This window comes from Haloactinospora alba, from assembly GCF_006717075.1.
GTDB lineage: Bacteria > Actinomycetota > Actinomycetes > Streptosporangiales > Streptosporangiaceae > Haloactinospora > Haloactinospora alba.
Genome location: NZ_VFQC01000001.1, coordinates 2785206 through 2812186 on the forward strand (window position 1 = coordinate 2785206; position 26981 = coordinate 2812186).

The window sequence follows — 26981 nt, forward strand, 5'->3', positions numbered from 1 at the left end:
GTATGCGCGACCGGGGATCGATCGGGGAACAGTGGTGGTCGCGGCGGTTCATCGAACCGCTGGAGCGCACCGGCGACAGCGGGCGGCTGTCCCGGGGCCGCACCTACGCCCGTTCCGGGGCGGTGGGGCCGTTGGAGGTCTCCGCCGGCATCGTCACCGCACCGGTCACCGGTTCCGAGCCGGATCCCTACATGGTCACGGTGATCTTCCAGCGGTTCAGTGACCCGCTGTGGCGGGGAATCTGCGCCGAACTAGCGCAGCAGGCCCGGTTCCGCTCCGCGCTCCTCGCCGGGGAGATGCCCGCCGAGGCCGAGGAGCGGTTCGCGGAACTGGGCGCGCCGCTGTTCCCGGAGCACTTCGACGACCTGCAGGTGGACTGCACCTGTCCGGACTGGGGTTTCCCGTGCAAGCACGTCGCCGCCGTGCTGTACACGCTGGCGGACGCGTTCGACGACGACCCGTTCCTGGTCCTGCAGTGGCTGGGGCGCGACCGCCAGGCGCTGCTGGCCGAGATCCGTGAACACGTGCCCGACGACGCGGCGGGTCCCGGAGACGACTCCGGAACCGGGGACGAGCCACCGGAACGGGGATTGTCGGTGAGCCTGGCCCCGCTCACCGCCCGGGTGCACGACTTCTGGTCGGCCCCGGCACCCCCGGCGTTCACCCCGCCGAGGGCCGCGAACCCGCTCACGCACCTGGACACCGACACCCCGGGGCTGCGTACCGCGCTGGAGACCCTGTACGAGCAACTGGACGAGGACCCACGCGAGCTGCCCTGACTCCGGTGGTACCAGGCAGGGGCCACGCATGGTTCGAGCTCGTACTGTGAAGCCAGGAGCGAGGGCAGCGGCAGAAAGAGCATGACATCTGCCCCTGCCAGAGGTCGCGACGGAACGCGCAGCATCCAGCGCCACCCTGACTTACCCGCCAGTTTCCTTGTCCGCACCGGACCGGAACGGGATTCACGGACATCGAGCTGACCGGAAAAGCTCAGTAGGCTTGAGCCGAGGAAGCTGTCAGGACCGGTGCACATCACCACCGCGTTCCGCGAGCGATCCTCGAGGCGACGCGGGAGGAGGGTCGGGAGGGGTTAGATGTCACATCCGCGTTGGGACGACACCGACTCCGTGTTCGAGCCGGTTAGGGTCGCTCCGGTCGAGCGCGGTTCGAAGGCTCGCGTTGACCTCGTTTCGCACGATGAGGATTGGCATCGGGTTTTCGCGAGTACCGCCGACAGGCTAAGACCATTACCGGGTGTCTGCTCGGTGGAGCATGTGGGTTCAACGTCGGTCAGATCAATACCGGCCAAGCCGGTCATTGACATCAATCTGGCCGTCAACGCGATCCGAACCAGCGAGGTGACCGAGCGGCTGAACGAACTGGGATTCCAGCTCATCCTGCTCGAACCCGATTGGCACGAACACTGGTTATTCAAACGTCGCGCCCCCGCTACAAACCTTCATGTGCTGCCAGCGGGATGTTCAGTACTAGCTCGCGATCGGGCGTTCAGGGATCTCCTCACGGCGGACCGTGAGCTCGCCGACGAGTACGCACGGCTGAAGAGAACTCTTGCACATCGGGAATGGGGTTCCGCCCAGGAGTACGCTGAAGCCAAAACCGAGTTCATAATCGGATCTCTCCGTTGTTCCGGTTTCGATGCGACGTGCTCGACCGGCCGACGCTGCCCCACATTGATCCACGGGCGATCAGCGCCACCGGCGGACCACCGTGGCCAGCCCCGCGGTGAAACCCCCGCCCACGACCTGCCCCAGCTCTTGTTGAGGAAAGCCGCGACAGCACCGGCCCGGGAAGGAAACGCCCCCGCACCAGACGCCCACGTTGGCGACCGCCACGGCGACGCGCCGCGGGAGCTGGTGTCACTGCCAGGCAGCAGGCCAGGTCGACCGGTTCGGCCAGACGGTCGCCCACTTCGTTGAGGGAAAAACGGCCGCGGGTCGCACGGTTGCTCTCCCGCTGCTCTCCCGCGCGAGGCCGTCATCCAGGTTGGCGCATGCCAGGCGCATCACGAGGAGCGCGGCCACGGCGGCTCCGGCTCCCGGGGCCGGGGGCCGGGGCAGGAACGCGAGCGCCGCCCCGGCGGCACGTCCGAAGCTCACGCTCGCCCAGGTCAGGGTGGCCGTTCCGTACGTCATGGTCGGCGAGGAAGCGACGTACTCCCGCAAGGTGCGCCGCGAACCAGGGTTTGAGTGCTTGACATCCTCTCCCGGCCGGAGCTGGGAGGATCCAGCGTCCCGTCAGTGCGGGCCGCTGGCGGTTGACGCTTCATAGCCCGCCTGACGGCGAGGGCTCCACGTCCTGGCACCCGCAATGTCCTGGGGCGCTTGCTGCTTGGCCGCATGGGCGACGTTGCATGCGGCGTTGGTGTCGGCGTTGTCGGTGTGGCCGCATCCGGGTGCTTTGCACGCGAACCGGTCCTGGGAGTCGCGGTTGCCGCTGGTGGTGACCCCGCACGCCGAGCAGCGCCGCGAGGTGCCGGGGGCGGGAACACGGACCAGGTGCCCGCCCCGGTCAGCGAGCTTGTATTCCAGCAGGGTGACGGTGCGGCCCCATGCCTCACCGGCGATGGAGCGGTTCAGCCCCGTCTTCTGCCTGACGTTCCTGCCAGGAGCGTCCACGGTTCCCCGGGCGGAGGCGGTCATGCTAGTGATGGTGAGGTCTTCGACCCCGATCACGCCGAATGTCTCGGCCAGGGCGGTAGTCGTCTTGTGCTGCCAGTCGAGGGCGCGGCGCTTGGCTCTCGCGCGCAGGCCCGCGATCTGGTCATAGGTCCGGCGCAGCCGATTCGATGTCGGGTGCCCCAGTGTGCGGTGGCGGCGTTGGCGGGCGGACTTGCGTTCTAATCGGCGAAGGTATTCTTCCTCTCCCACCGTGAACCACGGCCCGTGCTCGCGGACGGTGCCGTCCGACAGGGCCAGCGGTTTGGCCACACCCCGGTCGATACCAACACCGGGGCCGGTGTGCGGGGCGGGTTCCTTAACGTCGGTGCGTACACGGAACACGATGTGCCAGCCATTGGCTTCCCGCACGAGTCGGGCGCCGGTGACCTTGTTATGCGCATCGGCGTGCTTACCCACCGGCAGGCCCCGGGTCCAGCGGAACCGCACCATGCCGATGTTGGGGACCCTCACGGTGCCCCACCTGCGGTTGAGGCGGCGGATTGCCAGGTCGCGGCCCTGGGGAACATCGACGGCCATCCGTGAGCGCAGCCGGGACTTGAAGGTCGGTTTTCCGGCCCGCCCGCCCCAGCAGTTACGCCACGCCTGGACGTAGGTCTTGAGGACGGCCTGTGCCGCTTGCGCCGGGAGTTCGGCGAGCCAGTCAATGTCCGCGCGGGCCTGCTTGATGGCCTGCTCGGCGTCCTTCAGGTCGATCCTGCGGTTCTCCGATACCTGGGTCCACCAGTCATGGAGCAGGTTCCACATGGTACGGGCGGCGTGGGCCTGCGCTTCCAGGGCGTTCGCTTGTCCGGGTGTGGGATACATCCGGGCCTTGTGGCCGCGTTCCCGCTTCACGTGTCACCTCCCCACCGCCAGCCAAAGCCGGACTATACCATTTGGTTCATGTCACCACGCTGGGAATAAAGACCCGATGTGCACTGGCGCGCACGTTGCCTACCACCTTCATGCCCGCTTGATTTTCGCCACGAAGTACCGACGCACGGTCTTCACCAGCCCTACACATACTCGACGCCGGTGAGTGAGTGTACTCAGACAGGCACATGGCCCCGCTCCGATTCCGGCGCGTGGTGCGGACACCGTGCGGGGATATAATCGGCGGGCCATGAGCCGCTTCGTGCCAGCCTGCCCTCTTCTCCCGCGTATTTCCACACTGGAAACACAAAGAGTAAAGTTCTGTAATAGAATTGCTCATAGAGGGCAGTGCCGCAGTGCCGCAGTGCCGCAGTGCCGCAGTGCCGCAGTGCCGCAGTGCCGCAGTGCCGCAGTGCCGCAGTGCCGCAGTGCCGCAGTGCCGCAGTGCCGCAGTGCCGCAAGCTCTGACCCCCTTTTGTGGACGGCGTTCTGATGGCCGTCCCCTACCTCCGAACCCAGGTGGGACCCGACCCGCACCGCTGGACCACGTTCGGCGAACGCACCACGGTGCTCGTCATCGCCCGCACGTTCACCTCCACCGTGAAAGCCCTCGAAGCGCTGGCGGCTTTCCGCGGTGACCCCCGCGTCCTCGTCATCGTCACCGTCGACGACACCTCCGCCTTCAACGCCGGTACGGAAGCCCTGCTCCGCGCAGCGGACATGTGCCTCCTCCCCTGGGAGGAAGCGACAGCGCTGCCCGTCGACCTGGTTCTCACCGCCAGCGAGAACGTGGACCTGAGCCCGTTCACCGCCCCGGTAGCGGTGCTGCCGCACGGGATCGGTTTCCAGAAGTACGTCCCGGACTCCGAGAGCGGAGCCGTCCGGCTGGCGGGTGTCGTCCGGGAGGAGTTCACCGAGTGGTCCAACGTGCACATGGTCATCTCCCACCCCGCCCAACGCGAGCAGCTCCGCTCCGCCCACCCCGCACTGGCCGAACGGGCCGCCGTCGTCGGCGACCCCACCCACGACCGGCTCCGGGCAGCGCGCCGGCTCCGGCACCACTACCGGCAGCGCTTCGGCCTGGGCCCTGAGCAGCGGCTCGTCGTCCTCACCTCCACGTGGGGGGAGGAGAGCCTCATCGGCACCCAACCCACGCTCCCCGCAACACTCCTCAGGGAACTACCGCGTGACCGGTACCGCGTCGCCGCCGTACTCCACCCCAACGTGTGGTACTCCGACAGCCCGTGGACGGTACGCGCGGTCCTCGCCGACGCCGTCGACGCGGGACTGGCCCTGGTCCCGCCGGACGAGGGGTGGGGCGCCGCGCTGGTCGCGGCGGACTGTGTGATCGGCGATCACGGCTCGGTGACCGTGTACGGGGCCGCGCTGGACCGGCCGGTGCTCCTCGGAGCGTTCGGCGACGAGGCCGTGGGCGGAACCGCGGTCGACCGGCTCGCCCACCACGCCCCGCGTCTGGGCAGCGGCGACGGGATCCGAGAACGGGTCGAGGCCGCCCTATCCCAGCACCGACCCGGCCGGTACACCAGCGTCGCCGACCTCGCGTTCACCCATGTCGACAGGGCAGGACGACGTCTTACCGAGTTCCTCTACCGGCTGCTGGAACTTTCCCCGCCCTCCCGGAACGGAGCCACCCGCGTCCTTCCGCCGGCCTCCCCGGAGTACACACCTCCCGCCTCGTTCGAGGTCCGCACCCGCTGTACGGCGCCGGGCGTCGTCCACGTGGAGCGTTTCCCCGCTGCGGTGGCAGGCCCCGGGAGCGTGGCACCGGCAGAGGTCCGCCACCTCGCCGCGGAGGAGACCGAGCCTGTTGACGCGATCGTGCGGTCCGCCTCCGTCATCACCGGCCCCTGCCACCAGGACCCCGGCTCCGCCCGGCAGTGGGCCGCCGCAGCCCTGGACCGCTACCCCGGCTGCCTGATCGCCGCAACCCGGAGCGGTTCCGGGCACCATCTCGCCGTCCGCGACCGGGGGCACCTCCGTGTCCGGACCGACGGCACCCCGGACGCCGGTTTACCAGCCGCGCTGGTCTACGCGCTGTTGCTCCACGGGCAGCAGCGTCCCGCCGGTCCCCACACCCTGCACGCGGGTGGGGACACCTGGCGGTGTTCGATCGAACCCGACAGTTAACCGTTCAACTCGGCCAACCGGTCGCGCACCTCACGCGCCTGCGGATTGCCGCCCGCGGTGTAGACCGCCAGGACGTTGCGCAGGTGCGGGAGGGCAGCCGCCGGCGCGCCCAGCCGAGCCAGCACGTCCGCCAGCTCCCGCTCCGCTTCCGCCTGGTAGTACGTGCGCCCTCCAGCGCGCAGAGCCTCCACCGCCGCGCCCAACTCCCGCGAGGCCTCGGCGAGCCGTCCCGCACGGGAGTACGCGTACCCCAGGCTCGCGCGGGCCCGGGCGGCCATCCGCTCGTCCGGAGGGGACAGCGCGAGGAAACGTTCCATCGCCTCGCCGGCGGCGGCGATGGCGTCGTCCTCCCGCCCGGACGTGGCGAAGGCGCGGCCCCGGAAGTAAACCGCCAGGGCCGCACCGCGGGCCCCGTTGTACGCGTCGTGCTCGGCCACCCGCTCGTTGAGACGCTGGCAACGGTCGTAGGCGGCGATGGCACTGTCCGGGTCGACGTACTCCAGATAGCGCCCGTGGAACTCCTGCACCGAGGCGCGCAGCAGCAGCTCCGCGTCCTCGGCGGCCCGCAGTGCCCGTTCGATTTCCTGCTGCGCCCGCTCCCACCGTCCGAGGTCGGTCAGCGGCCGGGAGGCCAGGGACCGCAGCCGCGCCTCCGCCCGAGCGTTACCGGCTGCCTGGGCGGCGTCGGCACCGGCGGTGCCGGTGTCGGCCCAGTCGGTGACGTAGCGGACGTTCAGGTACAGCGCCGTGGCCAGCTCGGCCAGCTGCCACGCGTGGTCGTGCATCCCGGCACGCGCCGCGGCCCGCACTCCTTCCCGCAGGGTTTCCCGTTCCTCCTCCAGCCACCGCAGCGCACGCTTGTCGTCCGCGCCGAAGGGGTCGCTGCGGCCACCGGTCCACGCTGCGGTGTCAACGATCCGCAGCCGTTCTCCCATGACGACCCGGTCGGCGAACGCCGCCATGGCCAGGAAGTCTTCCAGTCCCCGGCGGAAGGCCGCGCTGCGCTGCTCCTCGCTCTCCGTGCGGGTGGCGCGTTCGCGCGCGTCCAACCGGATGAGGGAGTGCCGGAAACGGTAGTGGTCCGAACCGTCGGATTCGAGGAGGTTGGCCCCGGTGAGCTCCTCCGACAGCGCGCGCACGCTGCCGGGGTCGGTGTCGCCGAGTGCGGCGGCGACGGACACCCCCACACGGGGGCACGGCCAGGAGGACAACGCGCGGTACAGGGCGGCGGCCGGCGCGGACAGTTGGCCGTAGGACACGCCGAGGACCGCCGAGACGGTCGTCGCCTGCCCCTCGGGGGCCAGCGCGGCGAGCCGTTGCTTCTCGTCCTCGAGCTCCTCCGCCAGTGGCTCGAGCCCGCGCGGGGAGCACCGCGCCATCCGGCGGGCCGCTGTCGCCAACGCCAGCGGCAGACCGTCGCAGGCCGCCACCAAGCGGTCGAGGATTCCGCTGCCCGCTGCCGCTGCGGCGTCACCACCCATGGCGAGGAGCAGCTCCCGACCCGCCTCGCTGTCCAGGGGTTCCAGGGCCAACGAACGCGCCCCGTCGAGCTCCAGCTCCGGCAGGGCCGGACCGTCGCTGGTGACCAGCACCCCGCTCCCCGGAGCGTTGGACAGGAACGGGCGCACCTGGGCGGGGTCCGTGGCGCCCTCGATGACCACGAGCGCTGCCGAACGCGCCAGCCGGCTGCGGAGCTGGTTAACCCGCCCCTCGTAGGTGGACGGCAGGTACTCGTCCGCGACACCGAGCCTGCGCAGCACGATCGTCACCCACCGGTCCGGGTCCTCGCGGTGTGCTCTGCTCCCGGTGTCGTAGGTGACATGGATCTGTCCCCCGGGGAAGCGCTCTCGGAACTGCGCGGCGCACTTGCGGATGAGCGCGGTCTTGCCGATACCCGGCGCCCCGTCCAGGACGAGGACGTTGGTGGTGTCCCCACGGCCCAGAACCGTTTCCGCTTTGGCGAGCGCGGCGGTGCGGTCGACGAAGTGCGGAGGCTCTGGCGGTACCTCCAGCGGAACGTCCGCCTGGCCGCCGGTGCGGATGTTCACCGCACCGGTGTTGTTCTGGATCTGCACGGCGGTCTCCGCGTTCCCGTGCAGGTCGTTGCGTGCCGCGCCGTCGGAGCCGCCTCCGGCCGCGCGACCGTCTCCACGATCCATCCGTCCTCCTGCGGGGGTGACAGGAAAGCACCGACCAGTAACACGGTACGGGACCAGCGCACCACGCCGCAGCTTCCAGCGCCCTGTTGGGGACGGAGCCGCACGTGGCGGGGGCCGCCCGGGGCCGCCCGCCACCGTGCCGTCCTACGCCGAGGTGTCCTGGGACTCCACGGCGTGGCCGAAGTTGCCCGCGCCCACGGTCCGCTCCAGGGTGCGCAGGACGTGATCGGTGTCGTCGTCGGGACCCGGCACGTAGTACGGGCGTCCGTGCCACCCGAACGTGAGCGTGGCGGGCCCGTTCCACTCGCCGAGGTGCCCCGCCGCCGCGTCGAAGTCCTTGTCCGGCTCGAACCCGAGCTCGCGGGCGTAGGCGACGGACCCGAACACCAGCTCCTGGGCCAGCTCGACGGGGGCCTGTACCGGTTCGTCGCCGTAGGGGGCGTACATCCGCCGGACATAGGGCGGGATCTCGGCGATGTCCACCACGTCCGGCCCGTAGGCGTGTTTCACCCCCAGGCAGTACGGGTCCACCAGGTAGGTGCACACCGCGACGTTGCCCCACCGGCGTTCCCGGGTGACGATCACGGTCACCAGCTCGTCCGTGCCGGGGTCCCCCTCGGCCACCAGGGAGCTGTCCGGCCACTCCGGGTCACCGGTGACTCCCAGGCCGAGGCTCCAGCCCGGGCTGATCCAGCACCCGGCGACCGGGTTCTCCGTCGGCCGGGGTTGCTCCTCCGCGATCGCGCGCACCACGGGCGCCACCCGGGAGGGTGACACGCCGAGGGTCCGCGCGATCGCTTTCGGGGAGCGGCCCTGTTCGCGCAGCTCCCGGACGCGCTGCGTCAGCTCATCGTTGTCCATGCCCAGGAGCATACGGGCAACAGCGGGCGCTGGTGGACCGCAACCCGGTCGCGCTCAGTAGCTGACCGAGTCGGGGCCGAGCAGGGACTTCACCTCCCCGGCGAAGTCCGTTCCCACCTGCACGGGATAGTTGGGAACCTCGAACACGGTCGATTTCACCGGGTTGTCCACCCGGATCGTCAGCGGGGTCTCGCCCCGGTGGTTGGCCAGGGTCTGTTTCAGTTCGGCCACCAGCTCCGGGGTGAGGCGCTGTTCCTGGACGGTCAGCAGCATGGGGGGCGGGCCGTCGGTGAGGTGGCTGATGTCCAGGATCGTCATCTCGTTGGCCTGCAGCGAGTACTCACCCTCCCGCTCCTTCACCCGGCCTTTCACGGACACCGCCATGTCGGTGGCCAGGGACTCGGAGTAGAGCGTGTAGACGTCGGCGAAGAACAGCACGTCGATGGAGCCCCCCATGTCCTCGACGACGACCTTCGCCCACGGGTTACCGCTGTTCTTGCTCACCTTGCGCTCGACCGAGGACATCAGCCCGGCGATCTGCACCTCGCTGCGGTCCCGGTGCTCCCCGTTGGCGACGTCCAGGATCGTGGTGTCGCTGTTGCGCGTCAGGATCCGCTCGGCGCCGGAGAGCGGATGGCTGGAGACGTACAGTCCCAGCATCTCGCGCTCGAACGCCAGCTTGGTCTTGCGGTCCCACTCCCGCTCGTGCCAGGTGATGTCCAGACCGACGGGTCCGTCCCCGTCCCCCCCGGCGGCGCCGAACAGGTCGAACTGGCCGTGGGCCTCCTGCTTCTTGGAACTGAGCACGGCGTCGACCGCGGCCTCGTGGTGGTCGAACAGGTCCATACGGGCACCACCCAGCGAGTCGAACGCCCCCGCCTTGACCAGCGACTCGATGACCTTCTTGTTGCAGGCGGTGAGCTCGATCTTGTTGAGGAAGTCGGTGAAGCTGGTGAACTTGCCCTTCTCCTGGCGGGTTCTGAGGATCGACTCCACCACCTGGGCGCCGACGTTGCGCACCGCTTCCATCCCGAACCGGATGTCGGAACCCACCGGAGTGAACCGCAGACCGGACTCGTTGACGTCCGGAGGCAGCACGTTGATGCCCATCTTGCGGCACTCGGCCAGGTAGATCGCGGACTTGTCCTTGTCGCCGCTCACCGACGTCAGCAACGCGGCCATGTAGGACGCCGGGTGGTTGGCCTTCAGGTAGGCGGTCCAGTAGGACACGATGCCGTACCCGGCGGCGTGCGACTTGTTGAACGCGTACCCGGAGAAGGGAAGCATGACGTCCCACAGCGCCTGGATCGCCTCCTCGGAGAAGCCCTTCTCCTGCATACCGGAGAAGAACTTGCTCTCCTCCTTCTCCAGCGCCTCCTTCTTCTTCTTGCCCATAGCCCGGCGCATCAGGTCGGCGCCGCCCAGGGTGTAGCCGGCGAGCTGCTGGGCGATCGCCATGATCTGCTCCTGGTACACCAGCAGCTGGTAGGTCTCCCCCAGGATCGGTTCCAGAGCCTCTTCCAGCTCCGGGTGGATGGGCGTGTTCTCCTGGCGGTCGTTGGAGCGGTCGGCGTAGTCGTTGTGGGCGTTGGCCGCCATCGGGCCCGGCCGGTACAGGGACAGCACCGCGACGATGTCCTTGAACTCCTTGGGCCGCATGCGCTTCAGGAGTTGGCGCATCGCTCCCCCGTCGAGCTGGAACACGCCCAGCGTCTCGCCCCGGGAGAGCAGCTCGTAGGTGTTCGCGTCGTCCAGTGCCAGCGAACCCAGCTCGATCTCGATGCCCTCGTTGGCGGTGATGTTGTTCACCGCGTCGTCCATGACCGTGAGGTTGCGCAGACCGAGGAAGTCCATCTTCAGCAGGCCCATCTCCTCGCACTGCGGGAACGGGAACCCGGTGATGATGGCGCCGTCGGTGTCCCGCTTGTGCACCGGGATCACGTCGAGGAGGGGCTCGGCGGACAGGATCACCCCCGCCGCGTGCACCCCGGTTCCGCGGGTGAGGCCCTCCAGACCGCGGGCGGTGTCCATCACCGTGCGCACCTGGGGGTCCTTCTCGATCAGCGACCGCAGCTCGCTGGCCTCGCTGTAGCGCTCGTTGTTCTCGTCGTAGATCGCCGCGAGGTCGATCTCCTTGCCCTGGGCCGCCGGCGGGAACGCCTTGGTGATCTGCTCTCCCATGGAGAACGGCAGGCCGTGGATGCGGGTGGAGTCCTTGACCGCGGCCTTGGCCTTGATGAGACCGAAGGTGAGGATCTGGGCGACCTGGCCCTCACCGTAGCGGTCCGTGACGTAACGGATCATGTCACCGCGTTTGCGCTCGTCGAAGTCCAGGTCGATGTCGGGCATCGTGACGCGTTCCGGGTTGAGGAACCGCTCGAAGATCAACCCGTGTTTCAGCGGGTCGATGTCGGTGATGCCCAGCACGTAGGACACGAGCGAACCCGCCGCCGACCCGCGCCCGGGGCCCAGCGCGATCCTGTTGTCGCGGGCGTACTGGCAGATGTCGGCCACCACCAGGAAGTAGGCGGGCCAGCCCATCCCGTTGATGATCCCCAGCTCGTGCTCGACGCGCTCGCGCACGTCGTCGCCGGCGCCCTCGGGGTAGCGGTTCGGCAGTTTGTTCTCGACCTCCCGGCGCAGCCAGGTGGCCTGGCTCTCCCCCTCGGGGACCGAGTAGCGCGGCATGAGGTCGCGGTGGGAGAACACCTCGTCGTAGGCGCCGTCCTCCACCATCTCGGCGATGGCCAGCGTGTTCCTGCACCCCTGCTGCCACTCGTCGAAACTGTTGATCGAGCGCATCTCCTCGGCGCTCTTGATGTAGTAGCCCGAGCCGTTGAACTTGAACCGGTTGGGGTCGTCCAGGTTCTTGCCGACGCCGACCGCCAGCAGCGCGTCGTGGGTGTTGGCCTGGTCCTCGGTGACGTAGTGCGAGTCGTTCGTCACCACCGGCGGCAGGTCCAGTTCCTTGCCGACCTTCAGCAGACCGTCCCGGACCTGGCGCTCGATGTCGACCCCGTGGTCCATCAGCTCCAGCCACACCGCGTCCTTGCCGAAGATGTCACGCAGCTGGGAGGCGTACTCCAGGGCCTCGCGTTCCTGTCCCAACCGCAACCGGGTCTGCACCCCGCCGGAGGGGCAGCCGGTGGAGACCATGACGCCCTCGCTGTGTTGCGACATGAGCTCCAGGTCCATCCGGGGTTTCATGTAGTAGCCCTCGAGGGAGGCGAGGCTGCTCATCCGGAACAGGTTCCGCAGTCCGACGGCGTTGCGCGCCCACATGGTCAGGTGGAGGTAGCGGCCGCCGCCGGAGATGTCCTTGCCCGCCTCGGCGGCGCTCCCGTCCTCGTCGTTGGTGCGGATGCCCCACTTCACCGGCTTCTTGTGGAACCGGGACTCCGGGGCCACGTAGGCCTCGATGCCGATGATCGGTTTCACCCCGGCGGACTTGGCCTGTTCCCAGAACTCGTAGGCTCCGAACATGTTGCCGTGGTCCGTCATCGCCACCGCCGGCATACCCTGGTTCACCGCTTCGGCGAACAGCGGCTTCAACTTGGCGGCGCCGTCCAGCATCGAGAACTCGGTGTGCACATGCAGGTGAACGAAGGGATCGGACACAGTTCGGCTCGCATTCCATGTCTGTGCGGTTCGGTGGCCATTACTCTAACGCCGCACTACCCTTACGCGGTCCCCAACATCGCACTGTCCACAGGAACTCGTGTCCGCCCCCGCACAGGGGCGGTTCCGCCCCTGTGCGACACGCCTGACAGGGACTCCCCACCGTGGAGAGCGGCGTGTTCGGTGTGTTCCATCACCACCGTCTCTTCCGCGAAGAGGCGGCACGGCGATCACCGGGCCATCCGTCGGTACTCCATCGCAGCATCCGGCACGTAACACTTGAACCTGACGCCGCGTCAGCCCGCAGTATCGGTTCCACCGGGGCGACACGCCTCGGACGGAGCAACGGTGACGGGAAAACGGCCATGGCACAGGAGCAGTCCGCCCGGTTCCGGAAGATCGGGCGGTTAGCAGCCGAGACGGGTGTGACCGTGCGGACGCTGCACCACTACGACCATCTGGGGTTGGTCTGCCCGTCCGAGCGGACGACGGCCGGGCACCGCCTGTACGACACCGGTGACGTCCAACGGCTCTACCAGGTCCTGGCCCTGCGCCAGCTCGGGTTGCCACTGGAGTCCATCAGCGCCGTGCTGGAGGGAAAGCTCCCGCTCGGCGAGCTGCTTGAGCGCCACCGCGGCCACCTGGACCGGCAGCTGGCGGTGATCCGCAACCTGCGGGCCCAGTTGGACACGATGATCACACAGGTCAACGCCCCCGGCGGAGCCACCGTCACCGACTTCACGGAACTCATCCAGAAGGTGGTAACTGTGGACGAGACGATCAGGAGCTATTTCAGCGAGACCCAACTCGCCGAGCTGGCCCAACGCCGCGAGCGTGCCGGGGAGGAGGCCGTCGCCGAGGTCGAGGCCCGCTGGCCCCGGCTCCTCGCCCGGGTACAGGAGGCGATCGACGCGGGGACGGATCCCTCCGCCCCCGAGGCCCGGGAGATGGCCCGCGAGTGGCAGGAGCTACTGCACCGGTTCCACGGCGGCGACGACAACCTGCGGGACTCGCTGTACCGGATGCAGTCCGACAACGCCGAGGAGATCCGGCAACAGTACGGCGGCCCCACCCGGGCCCAGATGGACTTCATCGCGCGTGCCGGTGAGGCGGGGACGGGCGAGTAGGGGGTCGCCACCGTTCCGACACCACGGTCCTACGGACCACGCCGCTGACCGGGACGCGGGTCGGCGGCGGTGTTGGCCGAACCTCGCGTCGGACGGACGCGTCACACCGCCGACACCATCACCCCTGTTCCGGGGACGTGTTCGTCGGTTCCCCGGAACAGGGATTGGTACCAGTACAGCCTCCGCCCAGTGCCACTCGCGACGAACACCGCCCGCCGACCAGGGCCTGACCGCCTGAATCCCCTTCATGGCGGGAGGTTCGGTAGCCTGTCGGTGATCCTGATGCGGCCCGACGGGCTTCCACCCTTCCGGCGGATATGCCCCCACCCGCACGAACCTTTCGTGCTGCCTGGGGACATACGTGCCGGTTTTCCGCCGATCCGCCAAGAACCTTGCCTCCCACTCCCCCCTGGAGAGCGAGCTGGGGGAACAGATCCGTGAGTACCTCCTGCACAGCAAGGGATCGCCACCCAACGAAGCCGAGGTCCGCTCCTGGAACCGGAGCCTGCCCGTCCTGGGAGCGGACCTCGTGGACGCGGGGTTGGGCGATGTCGAGGTCCTCATCGAGTACCAGCTCCCGCTCACCAGCAAACGGGCCGACACCGTCCTCGCGGGGCTGCACCCCGAGACCGGGGAGAACAGCTACGTCGTGGTGGAGCTCAAGCAGTGGAGCAGCGCCCGCACCTGGGAGGACGACCCGACCCTGGTCACCGTGGACGCTCCCGGCGGCCCCCGCCTCCATCCCGTGCTACAGGTGCGTGACTACTGCGAGTACATAAGCGAGTTCGTCAGCTCCGTACACGATCCGGGGACGAGCGTGCGGGGTGTGGCCTACCTGCACAACGCGGTGGACAACGACGTCCGCGACCTCCACTCGCTTCCGGGCGACGACAACGGTCAGCTTTTCACCCACCAGCAGCGCGGTGAGTTCCTGGATTTCCTCCGTTCCCGCCTCTCCACCAAGTCCGGAGCCAGGGCCGCGGACAGGCTGGTCGGCGGCCACTGGCGCCCCAGCCGCCCCCTGATGTCGGTGGCAGCTGACGAGATCCGGCACCGGGAGCAGTTCACGCTGTTGGACGAGCAGCACACCGCCTACCGCACGGTCCTGCACGCCGTGGAACAGGCGCGTTCGGAGGACAGGAAGAACGTCGTGATCATCAGCGGCGGGCCGGGGAGCGGGAAGAGCGTTATCGCGCTCTCGCTGCTCGGTGAGCTGTACCGCAACGGGACCTCGGCCCTGCACGCGACAGGGTCGCGCTCGTTCACCCAGACCATGCGCAGGACCGCCGGCAGGGGCTCCTCGGCGGTGCAGAAACTGTTCACGTACTTCAACAGTTACATGCAGGCCCGCCCCAACGACCTCGACGTCCTGATCTGCGACGAGGCGCACCGGATCCGGGAGACCTCGGAGAACCGGTTCACCAGAGCCGACCACCGCACCGGGCGGAAACAGGTCGACGAGCTGGTGTCGGCCGCGCGTGTCCCCGTGTTCCTCCTCGACCAGCACCAGGTGGTCCGTTCCCAGGAGATGGGAACCGTGGACACCATCCGCGAGTTCGCCGAGTCGAAAGGGCTGCGTGTCCACCACATATCACTGGACGGCCAGTGGCGCTGCGGTGGCAGCGAGAAGTACGAACGGTGGGTCCGGCGTCTGCTGGGGCTGGAACCGGGCGGCCCCGTGCCGTGGGAGGGGGACGAGAACTTCCGGCTGGCGACCGCGGACTCCCCCTGGGACATGGAGAACAAGCTGCGGCCCACGCTGGACCACGGGTACACCGCCCGTATCAGCGCTGGTTTCTGCTGGCCGTGGAGCAAGGTGCGCTCCGACGGCACGCTCGTCGCCGACGTCCGGATCGGTGACTGGCACCGCCCCTGGAACAACCCGGAGACCCGTGCCGTCAACGGCGCTCCGCCCCACTCCCTCTGGGCGACCGCGAGCGGCGGTTTCGACCAGGTGGGGTGCGTCTACACGGCACAGGGTTTCGAGTACGACTGGTCCGGAGTGATTATCGGCCCTGACCTGCTGTTCCGGGACGGCCGCCTGGTTGTCGACCGTTCCGCCAGCGAGGACGCGGACCTGCGCAAGAAAAGGATGAGCGACACCGAGGCGGAGAACCTGATCCGCAACGTCTACAAGGTCCTTCTCACCCGGGGATTGCGTGGAACTCTCCTCTATTCCACCGATCCGGAGACACACGAGTTCCTGACCGGGCTCATCCACGGTTCGGGGCAGGAGGGCACCACAGGCGCTGCCGGAACGTGACCGAGGGCCCGCGACCGCTGTGACCGCTGTCTCCCGACAGTGCCCCTCGGGGGGAAACGGGTGGAGCGTTTCAGGACCGGGGCACCTCAACCAGCGGGGACGGCTGTTCGGGACCCTGCGCGTTCCCGTGGGGGTGCGCCGACACCACCTCCCGGGCGACCGTGTCCGGTTCGGTGAGGCAGCGCCAGGCGGGAACCCGCAGCGTCGGCAGTCCCGACACCGTCCCGAACAGGGCGACGCGGTCGAGCGTGCGTTGCAGACAACGACCGGGAGCGGGAGCGACCGGGTCGCCCGCCCCGGCCCAGTCGACGAGGACCGCCACTCCGCCCTCGGAGGTCGGGACGTACAGGTCACAGTGGTAGCCACCGATGCGGGTACCCACCCGCGGTTCGGAGCCGCGGTCCCGCAACGCGCCGAACAGGGCGGTCCGGGCCTCGTCCCGGGACGGGTCGGTGTCGTCGCCGTCGTCGCGCGCGTTGGCGAGGTCGGCGAGCAGACCCTGGCACGCGGACCAGTACCCGCGGTCACCCACCACGTACAGTCGTGATTTGGCCCGGGTCACGGCGACGTTCCACAGGTTCTGCTGTTGGACGGCCCAGTTCGCCGGGCGGGTGTCGGCTCCCGTCGCCGCGGTCGGCGACACCACGATGACGTCGCGCTCGCCGCCCTGGAACGTGTGGATGGTTCCGCACCGGATGCGTTCCTCGGCCCGTTCCCCGAGTCGGGAGCGCAGCTCGCGCAGCTGGGCGGCGAACGGGGTGACCACGCCGATGTCCACGTCGTCCGGAAGCTCCCGCCACAGTTCACGCAACAGCTCGATGACGCGCTGGGCCTCCCCCTGGTTGCGGCACGAGAACCCGCCGGGACGGTCCGGGGCGCCGCGCACATCGATCCACCGCAGCGCGGGGTCGTGTGTGGAGGCCAGCTTGTCGGTGCGGGTGCGGACCGCCAGCCGGTTGCCGTAGAAGCGGCGGTTCACCGGGGTCACGATGTCGGGGTGGCACCGGTAGTGCTCGTCCAGCCACAGCACATCGTCCCCACTGGCCGAGAGGGCGGCGGCCGCCGCGTGGTAGGCGGAGTTCCTCGTGAAAAGCAGCGAACGGTCCTCCAACCACTGCTCGTCGAGACCGTTCTCCCCCTGGTAGCGCCGGTCGTCCCGGTACTCCAGGGTGTTGACCGGTTGCAACTGGTGCGGGTCCCCGATCACCAGCGCCCGCTTCGCCCGGTACAGCAGCGGGATCAGGTCCGGGATGGTGCACTGGCTGGCCTCGTCCACGACGACCAGGTCGAACAGCCCCGGGTTGGGTGGGAACACGCTGCGCACCGAACGGGAGGTTGTGGCCCACGCCCGCACGGCCGCGAGTAGTTGGGGGATCCCCTTCCAGGACGTGGCACCGGAGTTGAGCGCCTGCAACCGCGCGTCAATGGCGTCCTGGCCGCCGCGTATCCCCGCGGCGACGTTGCCCACGAGGTAATTGGAGCCGTCCTCGCGGCGCCCCTCGCGAACGGCGGTAACGGTGTTCCGGGAGGACTCCGGAGCGGGGTGGTCGGCGAGGACCCGGCGGGTGTGACGCCACTCGCGTTCGGTGTGCAGGAACCGCAGTACGGCGACGAGTTCGTCGTCGGTTCCGCGGATTCCGAACCGGCGCCGGACGCGCCACCGGTACCACCAGCCCGACCAGCGGTTCTCCAGGGCCTTTTCGATCCGGCTGGCCCAGGTATCCACTTCCGCGTCCGGGAAACTCGCCGGGGTGAGTGCCTCCGGCAGCCGCGCGCGCTCGCGTTGCCGCACGGGAGACAGCACCGCGAGCTGGTGCTCGGCGGTGGCGGTCCCTCCCAGATTGGCCTGTGCGACGCTGAGCCGCTGTTCGTGGTCGTCGAGGCTTTCCGCCGCGGTGCGGACATCCGTTGCTCCGAACCGCGCGTTGCGCAGGGTGGTGAGGATGTCGGGTTCCTGTTTCCGCCGGTCGGCGTTTCCCGTCCGCACCACGAGGTCCGCCCCGGGCAGCAGCGCGTTGGCCCGGTTCACCACCTCGTCGACGGCGGTGTTGTTGGTGGAGGCCACCAGTACGGACTGCCCATCGGCCACGGCCGTCGTTACCACCGAGGTGATCAGTTCGCTCTTACCGGTGCCGGGAGCACCGGTGGCGACGGTGAGCCGCCTTTCCATCGCCGCGTGCAGGATCTCTTCCTGGGCGCTGTTGCTGTTTCCCGTGATGACGGGACGAGGGGAACGCGACCACGGTCCCGGACCGGTGTCCCCGCCCAACGCGGCGAGCGCGGTGCTGGGGATGCGGTCAGTCTTCAGGGCGTGATCCCCCCGCACGTCGAGGTCCCGCACGAGTTGCTGTACCGCCGCGTCCGCCCTGTCCGCGCGGTGGAGCACGGCGACGTTCTGCGCGCCCTTCCGGTACGGCTTGGCGAGGTCCAGTTCGCGGCGCAGCTCTCCGGGGACAAGGTCGTGGACGCGGGGCAGGTCGAGCCGTTCGCACACGCTGCGTGCCTTGTCGCCGAGTCCGGCGACTCCGGTACCGGCCCAGTCCGCCTCGAACCAGGTGAGGAACTCGTTGAGCTCGTCCGGGTTGTACTCGGCTATCGAGGTCAGAACGGCCGTGTTGAGCATGGGTTCGCTCACCGGGACGAGCTGTTGCTCGCCGTCGTCCGCCACGCTGACCTCCAGGTCCATGACCAGGAGTGGTGCGATCTTCCAGTCGCGTCTCCCGCCGTTGTTCAGCGCCGCCGCGTCGAACAGCACCGCCGGGTAGCCGTACCGGAGCATCTGCCCGCTCCTGCGCGCGTTGGCGGCGAGGGTGGCGGCTTTGCCCGTGGGGCTCCACTGTTCCCCGGCACCGCTGAGCAGCTCCTCCGATCCCATGTCGCAGGCGGCCACCTGGGTCCCGTGCACGTCGGGAAGCTGTTGCAGCACACTCTGCCGCGTGAGGCAGGAGTGGTAGTAGGAGAACAGGGACTTCCACTGCTGGACGTCCAGGGGGGCGTGGGGGTCCCGGTTCCGGGCGTTTCCGGACTCGCGTGGCTGTGCTCCGTGGCCGTTCCCGTCCCTGTCGGCGGTGCGCGCGGTGGGAGCGGGCCTCTCGTGGTGCCCCGGTGAGGCCGGTGTCGCGGTCAGGGAGTCCACCCGGCGGGCGAGTCTGATCGAGCCGTGCGTTTCCAAGGAGAAGCCGGTGACGCGTTGGCCCCCGAGGCTGTCCACCTGCCGGTGCACGTACTGGTACAGGTCGGAGGTGTCGATCCAGCCGTCACCGTTCCCGTCCGGCCCCTCTCCCGCCAACGCGCGGGCGACCGCGGCGCTGAACGGCGACGGCGTCGGCTTGGTCGAGTTGTCGCCCTCTTTAGCCTCCTGTCCGGATCCGGCGGCCGCGAGTACGTAGGTGCCTTCGCCGTTGAGGAACTCCCGTTCGACATCGATGCCCTCGTCCCCGTCGTCCCGGGTGGTGAACCCGTCGGCGAAAGCGCCGCTGTAGCAGCAGTCCAGCAGCAGGAGTTTGCTGTTGACCCGGGAATCCTCGAGCATCCGCTGCAACTTCTCAGCGGAGAGCCCGGTACTTGCCAACAATTTCTTGGACGTGTCACGAAGCGCCAGGTGCAGCCTGCCCCGCTTGTTCTTCACTCCGTGGCCGGAAATGGAGATGAAGACGAGATCATCCGGCATGCCGTTAAGTACCTCCTCCAGGATCGAGGAGGCTTCCGCGTAGGTCGGGTCGATCAGCACCTTGCGTTCGTCGAAGTGGCCGTTGTCCCGCAGCGCCGTGTCGATGGCATCGACATCGGCGGTCGGCGAGCGAAGGTTCGCGTAGGCGGGATCGTCGTAGGTGTTGGTGCCGATCAGTACCGCTGTGCGTGTCACCGCTGCCCGTCCTCACTGACGTTCTCCGAGGAAGACGCGTCCTCCTCCAGCACCGCGATGTACCTCTTCACCTCGTTCTCGGTGGTCCGCCCCGTCATCTGCAGTTTCCTGCCGTTGACCTCCAAGGTCACCGACTTTTGGGCGCTGGTCTCCAACCAGGTCTGGACCACCGCGACGATGTGCGGGAGGACCCTGGCGACCGCGAATCCCGCCAGGGTGACGGCGCCGAGGAGGGTGGCGGCGTCACCGCGCGTGCCCGACGGACCCTCTGTCTCGGCGAGCTCGACGCGCTCGATGTTGAGCTGTTCCAACTGCCGCAGGAGGAACCTGGTGTGCTCGTCGGCTTCCTTCTCGGTGACATCGTCCTCGAACTCGATGCGCGCCTTCATCTCCGGCACTGAGCACTCCATCGTGTCGTGTTCGCCAACATACGATCGGGCCGCGGAAAGCGGCTGACGGCCCCGCGCCTTCTCTAACACCGATTCAAGGTCGACACGCCGGGATCGCCGCATCGTGGCCGAAACCGGCCACAGTGCGTGCTCGTCCCGGTCCGGAACAGTTTCCCGGCTGACAGCGGGAGCCTCAACCCGCGCGCACCCCGCCGGCCGCCGCGCGGCTCACTGGATCTCCTCGGCCTCGCAGTGCAGGGCCAGCAGCAGCGCCGCCGCCTCCGCCGGGGAGGTGATCCGGCACCCGGTGAGCTCAGCCAGCCGGTTGAGCCGGTTCAGCACGGTGTTGCGGTGGCAGTACATCTCCCCCGCCGTCTCGCTGACCGACCCGGTGCGCGCGTAGGCGGTGAACGTCGACACCAGCCGTTTCCGCTCGTGGGTGGGAAGGTCCTGGAGCGCCCCCGACAGTTCGTGGGCCAGTACGGGACCGAGTTCACCCATGCGCGCGGCGGCCACCGGCGCCCACGCGTCGCGGAGGGTGACGGGCCCGGTGGTGGTGTCGTCCAACGTCGCCGCGACGGTCTCCGCCGCCCGCAGCGCGCGCGGCACACGTGCCAGCCCGGCGGCCACAGGCCCGAGGGCGCACGGGACGCTTTCCAACCAGCGCGGCGGCGCCGCTCCCCCGGGCGCGGCGGCCAGCTGGGACGCGCCGGACCGCAGCGCCAACAGGACCGTCCCTCCCCCGTGTTCCTGGACGTGGGCGAACGCGGCGGCTGGTGCGGCGGTGGCCGCCGCGCGCAGCCGCTGTTGCTGTCGCGGCAGCCGCGCGACCGCCACCGTGAAGGCGGCCTCGGGGTCCACCCGCAGAGCGGTTCCCACCTGGGCGACAAGTTGCTGGTCGCGGCCCTCGGAGGCCAGTAGTCGTCCCACGAGCGCGGCGCGCTCCCGCTCCCGCGCCCGGGCGAGCACGGCGGTCTCGTCGAGATAGGCGGTGTGCACACGCACGGTGTGGAACTCCACGGCTTCCCACACCCGCACGGCACCGCGCGTGAGCGCGGGCAGTTCCTCGGGCGGTATCCGCTCCAGCATCGCCGTCCACAGCAGCCGGAAGTCGGTACGTACCGCCTGGAGGAGCTCTTCCAAGGGGACGTTCTGGTGGACGCGCCGCCGGCCGAGGTCGGCGGAGATCCCGTGCAGCCGTTGCGGCAGGGGGAGGTCCCCGATGAGGCGCAGCAGCAGTTCGAGGCTGGTGTGGGCGGTCGAACGCAGGTCCTCGTGCGGCACGGTCTCCTGGTAGCCCTCGAACCGCGCGACCTCACCGGTGTAGCGGTTCACGAGCTCGTCGAGGTCCGCGAGGCAGTCCCGCACGACCCTGACCAGCGCCTCGGTGGCGGGCGGGCGGTCCAGCGGGGCGGCGCCTCCGGGATCGGCGCGGGGTGCGTCAGCGTCGCCGTACTCGGCCGAATTGTGCATACGCCCATTATCACCGCCGCAATGCGCTGCGATTCGTCATTGTTGGCCAGGTCACCCCACCGGCACCGTGGAACCACACGCGTTTTCACCCGTCATGTCTGTTTCTGCCGTTGTCCGGCGGGTTCGGCAGCGGGCCACGACACCCACGACGGAAGGGACCGGCACATGCACCTCACGCCGCGGGAACAGGAGCGGCTGCTGCTGTTCACAGCGGCCGACCTGGCCCGTCGACGCCTCGCGCGGGGAGCCAGCCTCGGATCGACCGAAGCGATCGCGCTGGTGTGCGACGGCATCCAGGAGGACGCCTGGGACGGTCTGACCCTGCAGGAGGTGGTGCGGCGGGCGCAGCAGGCCGTGGCACCCGAGAACCTCCTGCCCGGCGTCCCCGACGCCGTACCGGAACTGCAGGTCGAGGCGCTGTTCCCGCACGGCTCCTCCCTCGTCCACGTTCCGCGCCCGTTCGGAGCTCCCGGGGAGGACGGGGCCGGCGCGGTACGCACCCCGGCGGGCGAGGTCGCCCTGGCACCGGGACGCCCGCGGACCTCACTGGAGATCCGCAACACCGGCGAGCGCACGGTCTGGCTGTCCTCCCACTTCCCGCTGGAGGAGGCCAACGCGGCACTCGAGTTCGACCGCGGGGCGGCCGCAGGGCACCGCCTGGACCTGCCCGCCGGCACCTCGATGGAGTTCCCCGCCGGAGAGTGCCGCACCGTCACCACCGTCGCACGAGGAGGACAGCAGTGAGCCGGATGCCGCGCGCCGAGTACGCGAACCGTTACGGACCCACCGCGGGAGACCGGATCCGCCTGGCCGACACCGACCTGTGGGTGAGCGTGACGGCCGACGACACCGAACCCGGGGAGGAGCTACTGGGCGGGTGCGGCAAGACCGCCCGCGACGGTCTGCTCGTCGCCGGCAGGGCCCCGCGCGACAGCGCGCTGGACATGGTCATCCTCGGCGTGCTGCTACTGGACCCGCTGGCGGGGGTGCGCAAGACCAACATCGGGATCAAGGACGGCCGGGTCGTCGGTACCGGCCGCGCCGGCAACCCCGACACCGCCGACGGCGTCGAACTGGTGGTGGACTCGCACACAGCGATGATCACCGGGGAGGGCATGATCGCCACCCCGGGCCTCATCGACTCCCACGTCCACCTCTCCAGTCCCGAGGTCGTGCCGGCGGCGCTCTCCGCGGGGGTGACGTCCCTGGTCGGCATGGGCATCGGCGGCGTGTGGGACGTCGGCGCGAACCCGGCGCCCAACCTGCACAACCTCATCGCCGGGTGGCGCGACGTACCGGTCAACGTCGCGTTCCTCGCCCGCGGGTCCTCCTCCTCGTCCGACCTGCTGGAACGCGCGGTGCTGTCCGGGGCCGGCGGGTTCAAGATCCACGAGGACTGGGGCGCCACACCGGGCATGGTCGACACGTGCCTGGGAGTGGCCGACCGGGCGGACCTTCCGGTGGCACTGCACACCGACACCCTCAACGAGTCCGGATACCTGTCCGACACGCTGCTGGCCACCCGGGGGCGCAACGTGCACGCCTACCACGTGGAGGGCGGCGGCGGGCATCCCGACCTGCTGGAGATCGTCGGCCAGCCCCACGTCCTGACGTCCTCCACCACCCCCACCCTTCCGCTGACACCGGCCACCGTCGATGAGCTGCTCCCCATGACGATGACCGTGCACCGCGGCCACCACGGGGTGGAGAGCGACGTGTCCATCGCGGCGAGCCGCGTGCGGGAACACGCCATCGCCGCCGAGAACGCTCTGCACGACCTCGGCGCCATCAGCATCGTCAACTCCGACTCCATGGGGATGGGGCGCATCGCCGAGACCGCCCGCCGCACCTGGCAGCTCGCGCACACCCAGGCGCACCTGGCCGGCGAGGCGGGTCCGGAGGCCGACAACAACGACCGGGTGCTGCGCTACCTCGCCAAGATCACCCTCAACCCGGCCATCGCGCACGGAATGGCCCACGAGGTGGGAACGCTGCGGCCGGGAAGCATCGCCGACATCGCGCTGTGGAAACCCGCCACCTTCGGCGCCCAACCGGAGATGGTCCTCAAGTCCGGCTTCGTCGCCTGGGGCGCTTCCGGTTCCGGGTCGGGCTCCACCCGCCTCACCCAGCCACGGACGATGGGCCCCTACTTCGGCGGGCTCGGCGCCGCACCGCGCCGCCTGTCCACCGTGTTCGTGTCCAGCGAGTGCCTGGAGGACAGCGCGGCCCGGGCCGCGCTACCGGACGGGGTGAACTACACCGTCGTACGCGGCAGCCGGGGACTGAGCCGCGCCGACATGGTCGGCAACACCGCCACCCCCGAGGTCCGGGTACCCACCGGTCCCGACCCGGTACGGGTGGACGGGCGCCCCGTCGACGTGCACCGCGCCGCGGAGCTTCCCCTGACCCGCGCGCAGAACCTGGCGTGACCGGGCCAACAGCGACAGGACCGAGGAGTACTGGCAGCACATGCTGGATGTGAAACTCACCAACGCCCGCGTGCGCACCATGGCGCCTGACCGGCCCCGCGCCCGCAGTCTCGGCGTCCTCGCCGGGCACATCGCCGGGCTGGACGAGGAGGTGGCGGATCTTCCCGCCCGGACCACCGTGGACTGCGGCGGAGCGGCGCTCGTGCCCGGGTTCGGCGACGCCCACAACCACATGGCCTGGTTCGGCCAGTCCCTGGCCGAACTGCCGCTGCAGCACGTCACCACCCTGGAGGAGCTGTACCGGGAGGTGTCGCGGCGCGCCGACGCCACCGCCGAGGGGGCGTGGGTCGTGGGTTCCGGGTACGACACCGCCGCCATGGGCGCCCATCCGGACCGGGACGGGTTGGACCGCGCCGCCGGCGGCCGCCCCGTGTGGGTGAAGCACCGGTCCGGGCACATGTGCGTGGTCAACAGCGCTGTCCTGCGCATGATCGGGGCCGAGGAGAACGCTGCCGACCCCGAGGGCGGTGTCATCGTCCGCGACGCCGCCGGCAGGCCCACCGGCGTGCTGCAGGAACGCGCCCAGGAGCTGGTGGACGAACTCGTCCTGCCCACCTCCGTGGCCGAGCTGGCCGACGCCCTCGGCCGCGCCAGTTCCGTCTACGCCGCCGAGGGCCTCACCCACGTGGTGGAGGCCGGAATCGGCCGGGGGCTGATCGGCCGCAGCCCGGTGGAGGCCGCCGCCTACCAGCTCGCCCGGCAGCGCGGAACACTGCGCACCAGGGTCCAGCTCATGGTCGCCGCCGACAACATGCACACCCTGCCGGCGCACCGCGACGACGGCATCGACCTGGGTATCGACCTCGGGCTGAGCACCGGTTTCGGCGACGACCGGCTCCGCCTCGGCCCGATGAAGATCTGGCTGGACGGTTCCCTCATCGGACGCACCGCCAGCGTCTCCGAACCGTTCTGCGACCACGGGCACACCCGGGGTTTGTATCAGGGCAGCGCCGAGGACATGCAGGAGCTGATCGTCGACGCGCACCGCGCGGGCTGGCGCGTCGCCGCCCACGCCATCGGGGACGACGCCGTCGACCTGGCGCTGCGCGCGTTCGCCCGGGCCCAGCAGGCAGCGCCCTGGCCGCAGGCACGCCACCGCATCGAACACGCGGGGGTGGTGCGCCCCGACCAGGTGGCCCGGTTCGCCCGTCTGGGGGTGACGCCGGTACCGCAACCGCGGTTCCTGCACACCGTGGGCGACACCATGCGCGACGCGCTGGGCGCCGAACGCGTCCCGTGGCTCTACCGCCACCGTTCCTTCCTGGAGCAGGGGGTGCGTGTACCGGGCAGCTCCGACCGGCCGGTCGCTCCCGGCGCGCCACTGCTCGGCATGGAGTCCATGGTGGAGCGCACCAGCAGCGGCGGCGCGGTTCTGGGAGCCGACGAACGCGTCCGCCCCGAGCAGGCGCTGCGCGCCTACACGTCCGACGCCGCGTGGGCCAACCGCGACGAGCACCGCCGCGGCACGCTCACGCGCGGAAAGCTCGCCGACCTCGTGCTGCTGGACCGCGACCCCGCGGACCCCGGCGACACCCCCATCGGCGACATCACCGTGCTCGCCACCCTCCTCGGTGGCGAGTGCGTTCACGGGGCCGACGCGTTCCCCGGCCTGACGGCCGCGGCCGCGTCCACCCCGGTATCCCCCGAATCCCGAGGCCGCGCGACCGCGGCGGGTTCTTAGGAGAAACCTCGATGAGTGACCTCGACCCGGACAGCGCCACTCAGCGCCACGACAACGGCGCACCGGTGGTGAGCAGCCGCGAATCGGGCCGTATCGCCTTCGCCGCGTTCGTCGGTACGGCCCTGGAGTGGTACGACTACTTCCTTTTCGGCACCGCGGCCGCTCTCGTCTTCAACCGGTTGTACTTCACCAGCCTCGACGCGCTGGCGGCGACCCTCGCGGCGTTCGCCACGTTCGGGGTGGGCTTCGTCGCCCGACCCGTGGGTGCCGTCATCTTCGGGTGGGCGGGTGACCGGATCGGCCGGCGGCCCGCGCTGCTCGTCACGGTGGTGATGATCGGCGTCGCCACCGGGTGTGTGGGGCTGCTGCCCGACTACACCAGTATCGGGATCGCCGCACCGATCCTGCTGGCGCTGCTGCGCCTCCTCCAGGGCGTGGCCGTGGGCGGCGAATGGGGCGGCGCCGTGACTCTCGCCGTGGAGCACGCGCCTCCGGAGAAACGCGGCCGGTACGCCGCACTGCCCCAGATCGGCTCCCCCGTGGGCACGCTTCTGTCCTCCGGCGCGTTCTCCCTGGTGCTGACGTTGCCTTCCGCGCAGTTCGACGCGTGGGGGTGGCGCCTCCCCTTCCTCGCCGCCTTCCCGCTGCTGGTGGTTGCGGTCTACATCCGCCGCAGGGTGGAGGAGTCACCGATCTTCACCGAGATGGAGAGCCAGGAGGACAGGGCGAAGGTCCCCGCCGTGGACGTGTTCCGGCAGGCATGGGGGCGGCTCGGTGTTGCGATCGCCTCGGCGTTCCTGGGAGTCGGCGGCTTCTACATGATGACGACGTTCATCATCAGCTACGGCACGGACACGGTGGGGGTGTCCCGCAGCCTGATGGTGAACGCGACACTCGTCGCCGCGGCGGCCCAGATCTGCGTGATCATCCTGGTGGGCCGGCTCGGCGAGCGGCTCGGCCCCGGCAGGGTCACCATGTGGGGCGGCCTCGTCACAGCTCTGGCGGCCGCTCCGATCTTCCTACTGACCGAAACGGCCCACCCCGCCCTGATCGTGCTGGCGGTCACCGCCGGTGTCGGCACCCTCTCCATCGCCTACGCCGTGTCCGGCGCGCTGCTCACCGAACTGTTCCCGGCGCACCTGCGTTACAGCGGCGTGAACCTGGCCTACAACATCGCGGGGGCTCTCAGCGGGTTCCTGCCGTTCGTCGCGACCGCCATGCTGGGCAGCGCGGACGGCTCCTGGTGGGCGCCGGCCGCGCTGCTCGCGGTGGTCGCCGCGATCACCGCCGCGGGCGGGTTCTACGGCGAACGGCTGCGGGTCACCGACCAGGTGGTCGTACGCTGAACCGTTGCGCC

17 protein-coding genes are annotated in these 26981 nt (G+C 69.8%); 9 read left to right on the forward strand and 8 right to left on the reverse strand.

The features are described 5' to 3' along the window. Positions 1–2 precede the first annotated feature (2 nt). Complete coding sequence (locus tag FHX37_RS12505; protein WP_141924052.1) at positions 3–779, forward strand: SWIM zinc finger family protein; 777 nt, start codon at positions 3–5, stop codon at positions 777–779. 315 nt (positions 780–1094) lie between these two features. After that, positions 1095–1937 carry a GrpB family protein gene (locus tag FHX37_RS24110; RefSeq protein ID WP_141924053.1) on the forward strand — a complete coding sequence of 281 codons (843 nt, stop codon included), beginning with the start codon at positions 1095–1097 and terminating at the stop codon, positions 1935–1937. On the opposite strand, the gene FHX37_RS22870 is transcribed toward FHX37_RS24110, so the two are convergent. Beyond that, positions 1878–2153, reverse strand: coding sequence for a hypothetical protein (locus FHX37_RS22870; protein ID WP_170181453.1), 276 nt, complete (start codon positions 2151–2153; stop codon positions 1878–1880). The genes FHX37_RS24110 and FHX37_RS22870 overlap by 60 nt on opposite strands. 102 nt (positions 2154–2255) lie before the next feature. Further along, on the reverse strand, positions 2256–3533 hold the full coding sequence (locus FHX37_RS12515; protein WP_141924054.1) for an RNA-guided endonuclease InsQ/TnpB family protein: 1278 nt from the start codon (positions 3531–3533) through the stop codon (positions 2256–2258). A gap of 510 nt (positions 3534–4043) precedes the next feature. Here FHX37_RS12515 and FHX37_RS12525 point away from each other — a divergent pair. Further along, positions 4044–5699, forward strand: coding sequence for a hypothetical protein (locus FHX37_RS12525; protein WP_141924055.1), 1656 nt, complete (start codon positions 4044–4046; stop codon positions 5697–5699). Here FHX37_RS12525 and FHX37_RS12530 read toward each other — a convergent pair. The 3 genes from FHX37_RS12530 to dnaE form a co-directional block, all read right to left on the reverse strand. After that, entirely contained in the window at positions 5696–7858 is a 2163-nt protein-coding gene (locus tag FHX37_RS12530; protein WP_141924056.1) for a tetratricopeptide repeat protein, read from the reverse strand. The genes FHX37_RS12525 and FHX37_RS12530 overlap by 4 nt on opposite strands. Before the next feature lie 144 nt (positions 7859–8002). Further along, positions 8003–8719 carry a helix-turn-helix domain-containing protein gene (locus FHX37_RS12535; protein WP_141924057.1) on the reverse strand — a complete coding sequence of 239 codons (717 nt, stop codon included), beginning with the start codon at positions 8717–8719 and terminating at the stop codon, positions 8003–8005. Between the two features lie 54 nt (positions 8720–8773). Further along, entirely contained in the window at positions 8774–12337 is a 3564-nt protein-coding gene (gene dnaE, locus FHX37_RS12540; protein ID WP_141924058.1) for a DNA polymerase III subunit alpha, read from the reverse strand. 365 nt (positions 12338–12702) lie between these two features. Between dnaE and FHX37_RS12545 the strand changes: the two genes are divergently transcribed. Together FHX37_RS12545 and FHX37_RS12550 are read left to right on the forward strand one after the other, a co-directional pair. Then, positions 12703–13464 carry a MerR family transcriptional regulator gene (locus FHX37_RS12545; RefSeq protein WP_141924059.1) on the forward strand — a complete coding sequence of 254 codons (762 nt, stop codon included), beginning with the start codon at positions 12703–12705 and terminating at the stop codon, positions 13462–13464. A gap of 361 nt (positions 13465–13825) precedes the next feature. Then, the gene (locus FHX37_RS12550; protein WP_141924060.1) at positions 13826–15727 is read left to right on the forward strand and encodes a DUF2075 domain-containing protein; all 1902 of its coding nucleotides are present in this window, start codon (positions 13826–13828) and stop codon (positions 15725–15727) included. 70 nt (positions 15728–15797) lie between these two features. Here FHX37_RS12550 and FHX37_RS12555 read toward each other — a convergent pair whose 3' ends face one another. The 3 genes from FHX37_RS12555 to FHX37_RS12565 all read right to left on the reverse strand — a co-directional run bounded on the left by FHX37_RS12555 (position 15798) and on the right by FHX37_RS12565 (position 21454). Beyond that, positions 15798–19592 (reverse strand): caspase, EACC1-associated type, encoded by a 3795-nt coding sequence (locus FHX37_RS12555; protein WP_141924061.1) that lies wholly within the window; start codon positions 19590–19592, stop codon positions 15798–15800. Continuing rightward, on the reverse strand, positions 19589–19990 hold the full coding sequence (locus FHX37_RS12560) for a hypothetical protein (RefSeq protein WP_141924062.1): 402 nt from the start codon (positions 19988–19990) through the stop codon (positions 19589–19591). The genes FHX37_RS12555 and FHX37_RS12560 overlap by 4 nt, the downstream gene beginning before the upstream one ends. A gap of 219 nt (positions 19991–20209) precedes the next feature. Continuing rightward, positions 20210–21454, reverse strand: coding sequence for a helix-turn-helix domain-containing protein (locus FHX37_RS12565; RefSeq protein WP_141924063.1), 1245 nt, complete (start codon positions 21452–21454; stop codon positions 20210–20212). 165 nt (positions 21455–21619) lie between these two features. On the opposite strand from FHX37_RS12565, the gene ureA reads away from it, so the two are divergent. Genes ureA through FHX37_RS12585 form a run of 4 tightly spaced genes read left to right on the forward strand, consistent with a single transcriptional unit; the run spans position 21620 to position 26970 of the window. Next, on the forward strand, positions 21620–22198 hold the full coding sequence (gene ureA / locus FHX37_RS12570; protein ID WP_141924064.1) for an urease subunit gamma: 579 nt from the start codon (positions 21620–21622) through the stop codon (positions 22196–22198). Between the two features lie 5 nt (positions 22199–22203). Beyond that, positions 22204–23883 carry an urease subunit alpha gene (locus tag FHX37_RS12575; protein ID WP_141925231.1) on the forward strand — a complete coding sequence of 560 codons (1680 nt, stop codon included), beginning with the start codon at positions 22204–22206 and terminating at the stop codon, positions 23881–23883. Positions 23884–23923: 40 nt separating this feature from the next. Continuing rightward, a complete protein-coding gene (locus FHX37_RS12580; RefSeq protein WP_141924065.1) occupies positions 23924–25624 on the forward strand; it encodes an amidohydrolase in 1701 nt (566 codons plus the stop codon). 11 nt (positions 25625–25635) lie between these two features. Beyond that, a complete protein-coding gene (locus tag FHX37_RS12585) occupies positions 25636–26970 on the forward strand; it encodes an MFS transporter (protein ID WP_141924066.1) in 1335 nt (444 codons plus the stop codon). Positions 26971–26981 lie beyond the last annotated feature (11 nt).

Excerpts from the sequence above, each read along its gene's own strand:
- ureA (WP_141924064.1), top strand. The coding sequence starts at position 21,620 with ATGCACCTCACGCCGCGGGAACAGGAGCGGCTGCTGCTGTTCACAGCG.
- FHX37_RS12565 (WP_141924063.1), bottom strand. The coding sequence starts at position 21,454 with ATGCACAATTCGGCCGAGTACGGCGACGCTGACGCACCCCGCGCCGAT.
- FHX37_RS12535 (WP_141924057.1), bottom strand. The coding sequence starts at position 8,719 with ATGGACAACGATGAGCTGACGCAGCGCGTCCGGGAGCTGCGCGAACAG.
- FHX37_RS12585 (WP_141924066.1), top strand. The coding sequence starts at position 25,636 with ATGAGTGACCTCGACCCGGACAGCGCCACTCAGCGCCACGACAACGGC.
- FHX37_RS22870 (WP_170181453.1), bottom strand. The coding sequence starts at position 2,153 with ATGACGTACGGAACGGCCACCCTGACCTGGGCGAGCGTGAGCTTCGGA.
- FHX37_RS12580 (WP_141924065.1), top strand. The coding sequence starts at position 23,924 with ATGCTGGATGTGAAACTCACCAACGCCCGCGTGCGCACCATGGCGCCT.
- FHX37_RS12505 (WP_141924052.1), top strand. The coding sequence starts at position 3 with ATGCGCGACCGGGGATCGATCGGGGAACAGTGGTGGTCGCGGCGGTTC.
- FHX37_RS12525 (WP_141924055.1), top strand. The coding sequence starts at position 4,044 with ATGGCCGTCCCCTACCTCCGAACCCAGGTGGGACCCGACCCGCACCGC.
- FHX37_RS12530 (WP_141924056.1), bottom strand. The coding sequence starts at position 7,858 with ATGGATCGTGGAGACGGTCGCGCGGCCGGAGGCGGCTCCGACGGCGCG.
- FHX37_RS12575 (WP_141925231.1), top strand. The coding sequence starts at position 22,204 with ATGCCGCGCGCCGAGTACGCGAACCGTTACGGACCCACCGCGGGAGAC.
- FHX37_RS12545 (WP_141924059.1), top strand. The coding sequence starts at position 12,703 with ATGGCACAGGAGCAGTCCGCCCGGTTCCGGAAGATCGGGCGGTTAGCA.
- FHX37_RS24110 (WP_141924053.1), top strand. The coding sequence starts at position 1,095 with ATGTCACATCCGCGTTGGGACGACACCGACTCCGTGTTCGAGCCGGTT.